The organism is Herbiconiux sp. 11R-BC (assembly GCF_049472555.1).
Classification (GTDB): domain Bacteria; phylum Actinomycetota; class Actinomycetes; order Actinomycetales; family Microbacteriaceae; genus Herbiconiux.
On the sequence record NZ_JBCEBO010000002.1, the window covers coordinates 741,333 to 749,143 of the forward strand.

Consider the following 7,811-nt stretch of genomic DNA (forward strand, 5'->3'; position numbering starts at 1 on the left):
GGCGGCTCGGGTCGGCTCGGCCGCCGGCCGCCTCAGCCGAGGTAGGCCTTGCGCAGCGTCTCCGGTTCGTCGAGGAGGCGCGCGGCGGCGCCGCTGTAGGTGACGTGGCCGCTCGTGATGACCAGCGCATCCGACGAGATCTCGAGGGCGAGCTGCGCGAACTGCTCGACCAGCAGCACACCGACCCCGGTGGCCGCGAACTCCTGCACCACGGGCAGCAGCCGCAGGAAGACCACAGGCGCGAGCCCGAGCGACATCTCGTCGATCAGCAGCACCTTCGGCCGGGCGGCGAAGGCGCGGGCGAGCACCACCATCTGCTGCTCGCCGCCGGAGAGCAGCGCGGTGGGCGCATCGAGCCGCTTCTCCAGCTCGGGGAAGTACTCGAGCGTGCGGTCGATCGTCACGCGATCGCGCGACGCGACCTGGAGGTTCTCGCGCACGGTGAGCGACGGGAAGATCGCCCGACCCTGCTCCACGTGCACGATGCCGAGCTTCGCCCGCCTGCGCCGCGAGAGCCTGGTGATGTCCACCCCGTCGAAGGTGGCCGTGCCCGCGCGGGCCTGGATGACGCCCGAGATCGACTCGAGAAGGCTCGTCTTGCCCGCGCCGTTCGGCCCCACCACCGCGGTGATGGATCCGGGCACCACCGCGAGCGACACGTGCGAGATAACCGGCCCGATCCCGCGACTGACCGTGAGGTCGTCGAGCACGAGCGTGTCAGGGGCTCCGCTGTTCACAGCATCTCCGTCTCTCCCATGTAGGCCTTGAGCACCTCGGGGTCGTTCATCACGGTCTCCTGGTCGCCGCTCGCGAGCACCTCGCCGAAGTTGAGCACGGTGATGCTGCCGCAGACGCTCCGCACCAGGTCGAGGTCGTGCTCGATGATGAGGATGCTCGTGCCGTAGCGCGCCGGGATGAGCCGCAGCCGCTGCCCGAACGCCACGTGCTCCTCGTGCGAGAGGCCGGCCGCGGGCTCGTCGAGCACGAGCAGGCGCGGTTTCGCGGCCAGGTTCGCGGCCACCTCCACGAGGCGGCGGGTGCCGACGTCGACGTTGGCGATGCGGGTGGCCGCCGGCGGGCATCCTAAGAACTCGAGCACCTCGGCGGTCTCGGCGGCCGTGGCCCGGCCCCGGGAGATGAAGGTGACGAAGTCGCCCACGGTGAGGCTCGGCGGCACACGGTCCTGCTGGAAGGTGCGGCGCAGCCCGAGCCGCGCACGGCGGTGCGGCGGGAGCCCGTCCAGCGTGTCGCCGCCGAGCCGCACCGTGCCCTCGTGCTGCGGCAGGAACCCGGCGACCGCGTCGACGAAGGTCGACTTGCCGGCGCCGTTCGGCCCGATCAGCCCGACGATCGTCCCCTCCTCCACGGTGAGGTCGACGTTCTGCAGCGCCTTCACCTGGCCGAACGTCACCGAGAGTCCGCTGACGGTGAGCAAGGCACGCGGCGCGCGGTCCCGCGCGGGCGCGGCGGCGAGCGCCCCGGCGAACTCCTCCTCGCCGAGCGGAACGAGCCCCGACTCGGCGGCGACTCCCGCTGCCTGCAGCCGGCGCCGCCGCCGGCGGGTCACGGCGTTCCGGAGGTCCTGGCCGAGGTTCGAGTTGGTGGTGAGGGCCTGGATGCCGAGGGCGCCGAACACGACGAAGCCCCAGTCCTGCGGAATCCCCACCCGCTTGAGCAGCTCGGGGATGAGCACCCACAGGATGCCGCCGAACAACGCCATCTCGAGCAGGTACGACCCCGACACGATCGCGAGCACGTAGAGCGCGAGCGACTGGATGGTGTTGAATCCGGCGGGGTACGCCGTGCCCACCTGTCCGGCGATGAGCCCGCCCGCGATGCCGGCGATCGCCGCGCTCACGGCGAAGGCCGAGAGCTTCGAGAGCCGCACGCTCGTGCCGGCCGAGGCCGTGCCACGCTCGGAGAACGCGACCGAGCGCCATCCGCTGCCGAACCGGCTCTTCTGCAGGAAGTGCACGGCCACCGCGATCACCACGAGCACGATGGCGCAGAACACGAAGAAGCCGCGGTCGTCGGCGAAGCCCTCGGGGCGCGGCACCTTCGTGCCCTGGGGCGCCCCCGGGAACTGCGTCTTGAGCAACGTCGCATCCGCCGCCGCCGCGAAGCCGAGGGTGACGACGGCGAGGTTCACGCCGCGCAGCCGGAGCGCCGGCAGCCCGATCACGACACCGGCGAGGCCGGCCACCACGCCACCCACGATCAGCCAGAGGAGGTACCCGCCCGGCACCTGGAGCACCGTGAACAGCGACACGATCCACGCGCCCACGGCGGCGAAGGTGAGCTGGCAGAGCGCGATCATGCCGGCGGTGCCGGTGACGATGCCGAGGCCGATCAGCGCGATCGTCGCCACGATCGCCGTGATGGCGAGATAGACGAGGTAGTTCGGCAGCAGGGCACCGAGGGCGAGGAAGACGAGCAGGGCGAGCGCCCCGTAGACGAACGGCGACAGCCGCCGGGAGCGGAAGACGCGGTCAACGAGCGGCATCCCACACCTCCTTTCGCTGGTTCCAGAGCAGGAAGACGACGATGAGCACGAGCGGGATCCAGTCGCGCACGAGTGACAGCTCGGGGAACTGCGCGGTGGCGCCCTGGATCATTCCGAGCGCGAGGCCGCCGATGACGGCGAGGTCGAGGCGACGGAAGCCGCCGAGCAGCGCCGCCGCTGAGGCGGGGATGACGAGCAGGGAGAGCGAGGCGGCGTCGCTGGTCTGCGTGGGCGCCACGATGGCGATCGCCACGGCCACGATCAGCCCGGTGACCAGCCACACCCCGATGGCGAAGGGCTTCACCGGCACACCCATCAGTTCGGCCGCGACGGGTCGGTCGGCGATCGCCCGCAGGCTCATGCCGACGCCGGTCTTCGAGAGCACGATCTTCGCGGCGATCGCCACGGCCACGGCGAGCACGACCATCACGACGGTGACCTGGCTCACCACCACGCCGCCGACCTCGAAGGCCGGGCCGGGGAAGACCGCCCGGAACGTCTTGGGCTTCGTGCCGAACAGGATGTACGACATCGAGATGAGCAGCAGCAACGACGCCACGGTCACGGCCGAGCGCGCGCTGATGGAGGCTTCGGGGAGCCAGGTGGCGATGATCCAGCCGATCACCCCCGACAGCACCACGCCGCAGAGGATGCCGAGCATCACGGCGAGCCACTGCGGCACGTGGGCGTCGGCGAAGGTCACCGCGATGAACGCTCCGAACATGCCGATGGCCGCCTGGGAGAAGTTGATGACCTTGACGAGTTGCGCCATGAGAGTGAGGCACACGGCGACGACGGCGTAGACGCCGCCTGCCGCCAGCCCGGCGAGTGCGCCCTGCAGCATGTTCCTGCCTTCCGTCGGTGGGGGGTGAGCGGATGCGAGGGGCCGGGTCTGCCGGCCCCTCGCATCCGGTGGTCGCTACTTGCTGAACGACGCGGCGGTCACCCAGGTGGAGGCCGCATTGCTCCAGGTGGTCTCGCCCGGCTTGATCACGATCGGCCAGCCGGCCGTGTTCGACGAGTGCGAGCTGCCGGGGCCGAACAGCCACGGCGTGCCCGCCATCGCGTTCTCGTAGCCGGCGCTCTGGGCCTTGAAGGCCGCCGTCACCGTCTCGCGGGTGATGTCGCCGGTCATCGACTTGAGCATCTCGATGAAGTGCGTGGCGGCCAGGTAGCCGCCCTGCGCGAAGGAGGTCAGCGGCACGTCGTGCTTCTGCATCAGGGCGCTCCAGTCGCTGTTCGCTGCGTTCGAGCTGTCGGTGTACGGCGCGAACTCGGCTGGCACGTAGACGCCCTTGCCCACGAAGGTCGCCGCGTCGGCGAACTGCGCGGAGTAGGCGGAGGTGAGGAAGAGGAAGGTCATGTCGTTCATCCCCTGCGCCTCGGCCGCCTTGAGCACGCCGGCGGCGTCGGGTTCGACACCGTTGGAGTAGATGGCGTCGCAGCCGGCCTCCTTCGCCTTGATGACGTAGGGCGTGTAGTCCGAGCCGCCGTAGGGCACGGTGTCGTCGAGCATCGCGAAGTCCTGGCCGGTCGCCTTGGTCCAGGCGTCGAACGCGGCTTGGTAGGCGGCGCGGGTGGAACCCGCGATCTCGAGGAGCCCGCAGATCTTCTTCAGGCCCAGCGTCTGCGATCCGTAGCTCAGGGTGAGCTGCGTGTCGAGGTAGGGGCCGGCGTTCGTCGGCGAGATGTTGGGCGTGCTGAAGCAGAACGGGTCGACGCCGGTGCCCTGCACCGAGACGATGCCGTTCTTCTCGTAGTAGCCGGAGTTCACCTCGCAGTCGAGCAGGCTGGCGGAGCCCACGAGGGCCACCGCGTTGGTGCTCTCCACCGCGTCGCGAGCCGCCGAGGAGGCGGCGGAGGGGTCGCCCTTGTCGTCGAGGGCGGTGTACTGGATGGGGCGGCCGTTCAGCCCACCCGACGCGTTGAACTCGTCGAAGACCGCCTGGGCCGCGGCCGAGGCCTCGGGGAACGTCGCGGCGCCGCTCAGCGCGTTGACCGAGGCGACCACGATGGGGTCGCCGGTGGCTGTGGATCCGCTCCCGCTGCTGCCGGAGCATCCGGCCAGCACCAGGGCGCTGCCCGCCGTGATCGCCGCGATGGCGATGGTGCGCTTGGAAATTCGCATCTGCGTTACCTCTCGGACTTCCGTGCGGGACCTCGATGTCCCGCATCGGCACTGCTCGGCTGCAAGAGCCTGGTTCACAGTAAGGACGGCGGTCGCGGGGCGGTTTGTCAGCGAGGGCACACGTCTTGACTCTCCGCGAAGGCTCCGGGGGCACAGCCGGCGGAGTCGGGGCCTCCGGTGGCGGGCTCGCGCGCCGCCGCGTCGAGCACGGCCGTGTCGGCGATCTGCTCGAATCGCACCGCCCGCCCGTTCTCGAAGTGCCACACGTGCGCCACCCGGGCCTCGAAGGCCCTCCCGGTGCGGTGGTCGGTGCCGGAGTAGGTGCCGAGCGCCACCACAGTGCCGGCGGCCGCCACGATCTCGTCGACGGCGAGGGCGAAGCCGTCCCACTCCTCGCGGAGGGCGGTGAACACGTGATCGACCACGGCCTGCGGCCCCACGTAGGTGCCGGCGATCGGCGATCCCGCCGCCTCCACCCAGACGATGGCCGGGTCGAGCAGGGCGAGCACGGCATCCCAGTCTCCCGTCTCGAAGCCGGCGTAGTGGGCTTCGACGGCCTCCTGCTCGCTCGGCATCCCCGGGCCTCAGACCGGCTGTACGTCGGGGTACGCGACGGCACCGAGCGGGTAGATGTGGCCGCCGGCGCGCGAGTGCTCGGCGCGCCCCTCGGCGGTGAGGCCCAGGAAGACGCCGGTGGTGCGCAGCTCGTAGCCGAGATCGTGCAACCAGACGCTCGCCACCGCGATCTTGAACTCGCGGAAGCAGAACAGGTAGAGGCCGTGGTCGAACCGCCACACGGTGGAACGGTCGACGTCGCCGTGCCCTCGCTGCACGCCCTGCAGGCACTGCCACATGTAGCGCTCCGACGACATGTACGTGTGCTCGTAGAGGTGGTCGGGGCTGTAGCGGTAGACGTTGCGCCTGCCGATGAGGTCCCGCGACGGCGCGGGCGCGTCGCCGCGCGGCGCGGAGGCGGGTCCCGACTCGGTGGCGGTCAGTACGGCCGCCCGGAACGACTGCGTCACCCGCGGTTCGCCGTCGGCGGCCGACTCCTCGACGCTCCGGATGCGCGAATGCGCCACGAGGGCGCGGTTCGTCGCCGTCGACCAGACGAGGGTCACGGCCTCGCTCTCGCGGCTCATGAGCTCCAGGTTCACGAACACGACGCCGGGGCGCACCTGCACGGCGTCGTAGGGGTCGGTGGCCGGCGACGACCCGGTGACGCCGGGCTGCGACCACGACCAGTGCGCCGATCCGCCGTCGCCGAAGTCGAGGGTGAGCGATCCGCCGTCGTCGAGCGCGAGCTCGAGGCGCCGGCCGGCCAGGTCGAGCGGCGGCAGCCGATAGGCGTCGATGCCGTCGGCGAACTCGTCGTAACTGCGCCACTCGTCGCCTGCCGCGTCGAGGCGTTCGGAGATGTCGGCCATGAGGATCCCTTCGTCGCGATCGGTCGATGCGCCCAGCCTCCCGGAGCACCGTGCGGCGCGGTTGTCAGGCGGGGAACGTCGATTGTCTGAGAGCGAACAGATGCCCCATGCACGCTCGTGCTCTGACACGGTGAACGGAGGATCTCAGAGAGGAGACGCAGGATGATCGAACGTCCGGATGTGATCGTGGTGGGGGCGGGCTCGGCAGGATCGGTGCTGGTGCGCCGGCTGGTCGACGCCGGCCGCAGCGTCGTGCTGCTGGAGGCCGGCGGCCGCGACACGAATCCTGCGATCCACGACCCGGCCAGGCTCGGCGAGATCTGGCACAGCGCCGACGACTGGGACTACTTCACGGTGCCGCAGGAGCACGCGGCCGGCCGACGGCTGCACCTCCCCCGCGGCAAGGTGCTCGGCGGCTCGCACGCCCTCAACGCCATGATCTGGGTGCGCTGCGCCCCGCAGGACTTCGACCACTGGGCCTCCCTCGGCAACGAGGGCTGGGCCTGGGCCGACGTGCTGCCGGTCTACAAGCAGATCGAGAACTGGCACGGCGCTCCCTCGGATCTGCGGGGCACCGAGGGCTTGCTCGACGTCACCACCTACGATCTCGACCCCATCCAGCAGTCCATCCTCGAGGCGGCCGTGCAGAGCGGGGTGCCCGAGAATCCCGACTACAACGGAGAGAGCCTCGACGGAGTCTCGAAGGAACAGGTCACCGTGCGTGATGGCAGGCGTCTCAGCACCTGGCTGGCCTATGCGCAGCCGGTGCTCGAGAGCCCGCTGCTCGAGGTGCGCACAGGCGCCTGGGTGCATCGGCTGCTGCTCGAGGGCACCCGCGTGGTCGGGGTCGAGTACGAGCAGGACGGGTCGGTGCAGCAGCTCTTCGCTGACGAGGTCGTGCTCGCGGCCGGCGCGATCGATTCGCCGCGCGTGCTGTTGCGCAGCGGCATCGGCCCGGCCGAGGAGCTGCGCGAGCTCGGCTTCGACGTGGTGGTCGACCTGCCGGGCGTCGGCCAGAACCTGCACGACCATCTGCTGAGCCCCGTGATCTTCTCGACCGAGCGGCCGATCGATCCGCCCACGCCGGGCAACGGCATCACCCAGACCCACTTGTTCTGGCGCAGCCGGCCCGAGCTCGAGCTGCCCGACACGCAGCCCATCCACTTCAGCGTGCCGATGTACGAACCGTGGATGACCGGGCCCGCGTCAGGGTTCACCCTTATGGGCGGCATCGTGGCGCCGAAGGCGCGCGGCCGGCTGACCCTCGCCGGCTCCGACCCGCACGCCGAGGTGCTCATCGACATCAACGCGCTCGGGCACGACGACGACCTCGCCTCCCTCGAGGCCAGCGTGCGCCAGGTGCGCGAGATCGGCCGGGCCGCGGCCCTCGCCGAGGGCTGGGGCGCCGCCGAGATCTACCCGGGCCCGGAGGCCGACGACGATGACGCGCTGCGCGACTACGTGCGCCGCACGGCGATCACGTACCACCACCAGGTCGGCACCTGCAAGATGGGCGTCGACGAACTCGCCGTGGTGGACCCCCGGCTGCGGGTGCACGGCGTGACGGGGCTCACCGTCGCCGACGCCTCGATCATGCCGCGCATCACCACCGGCAACACGAACGCCCCGGCCGTACTGATCGGCGAGATGGCCGCGCGCTTCCTGCTCGGCTGACCGGTGTGCGGATGCCCGTCGAGGCATCCGCACACCGGCTGCGACCGGGAGCGCAGAGGGGGCCGGCGCGCAGATCGCG

7 protein-coding genes are annotated in these 7,811 nt (G+C 70.9%); 1 reads left to right on the plus strand and 6 read right to left on the minus strand.

The genetic code is table 11. The annotated features are described in order from the left end of the window. Positions 1 to 32: 32 nt before the first annotated feature. The 6 genes from VD659_RS08470 to VD659_RS08495 form a co-directional block, all read right to left on the minus strand. Positions 33 to 737 carry an ABC transporter ATP-binding protein gene (locus VD659_RS08470; RefSeq protein ID WP_423260675.1) on the minus strand — a complete coding sequence of 235 codons (705 nt, stop codon included), beginning with the start codon at positions 735 to 737 and terminating at the stop codon, positions 33 to 35. Further along, complete coding sequence (locus tag VD659_RS08475) at positions 734 to 2,503, minus strand: ABC transporter permease subunit (RefSeq protein WP_423260676.1); 1,770 nt, start codon at positions 2,501 to 2,503, stop codon at positions 734 to 736. Before VD659_RS08475 ends, VD659_RS08470 begins: the two co-directional genes overlap by 4 nt. Further along, positions 2,490 to 3,347, minus strand: a complete 858-nt coding sequence (locus VD659_RS08480) for an ABC transporter permease subunit (protein ID WP_423260677.1) — start codon at positions 3,345 to 3,347, stop codon at positions 2,490 to 2,492. Before VD659_RS08480 ends, VD659_RS08475 begins: the two co-directional genes overlap by 14 nt. Positions 3,348 to 3,422: 75 nt before the next feature. Beyond that, positions 3,423 to 4,631, minus strand: a complete 1,209-nt coding sequence (locus VD659_RS08485; protein ID WP_423260678.1) for an ABC transporter substrate-binding protein — start codon at positions 4,629 to 4,631, stop codon at positions 3,423 to 3,425. A 107-nt stretch (positions 4,632 to 4,738) separates the two neighbouring features. Continuing rightward, positions 4,739 to 5,206, minus strand: coding sequence for a nuclear transport factor 2 family protein (locus tag VD659_RS08490; protein WP_423260679.1), 468 nt, complete (start codon positions 5,204 to 5,206; stop codon positions 4,739 to 4,741). Between the two features lie 9 nt (positions 5,207 to 5,215). Next, positions 5,216 to 6,058 carry a MoaF C-terminal domain-containing protein gene (locus tag VD659_RS08495; protein ID WP_423260680.1) on the minus strand — a complete coding sequence of 281 codons (843 nt, stop codon included), beginning with the start codon at positions 6,056 to 6,058 and terminating at the stop codon, positions 5,216 to 5,218. 162 nt (positions 6,059 to 6,220) lie between these two features. On the opposite strand from VD659_RS08495, the gene VD659_RS08500 reads away from it, so the two are divergent. After that, positions 6,221 to 7,732, plus strand: coding sequence for a GMC family oxidoreductase (locus VD659_RS08500; RefSeq protein ID WP_423260681.1), 1,512 nt, complete (start codon positions 6,221 to 6,223; stop codon positions 7,730 to 7,732). Positions 7,733 to 7,811 lie beyond the last annotated feature (79 nt).

Bases quoted from the DNA above. Each gene is read 5' to 3' on its own strand.
- VD659_RS08485 (WP_423260678.1), bottom strand. From the start codon at position 4,631: ATGCGAATTTCCAAGCGCACCATCGCCATCGCGGCGATCACGGCGGGC.
- VD659_RS08475 (WP_423260676.1), bottom strand. From the start codon at position 2,503: ATGCCGCTCGTTGACCGCGTCTTCCGCTCCCGGCGGCTGTCGCCGTTC.
- VD659_RS08500 (WP_423260681.1), top strand. From the start codon at position 6,221: ATGATCGAACGTCCGGATGTGATCGTGGTGGGGGCGGGCTCGGCAGGA.
- VD659_RS08490 (WP_423260679.1), bottom strand. From the start codon at position 5,206: ATGCCGAGCGAGCAGGAGGCCGTCGAAGCCCACTACGCCGGCTTCGAG.
- VD659_RS08480 (WP_423260677.1), bottom strand. From the start codon at position 3,347: ATGCTGCAGGGCGCACTCGCCGGGCTGGCGGCAGGCGGCGTCTACGCC.
- VD659_RS08495 (WP_423260680.1), bottom strand. From the start codon at position 6,058: ATGGCCGACATCTCCGAACGCCTCGACGCGGCAGGCGACGAGTGGCGC.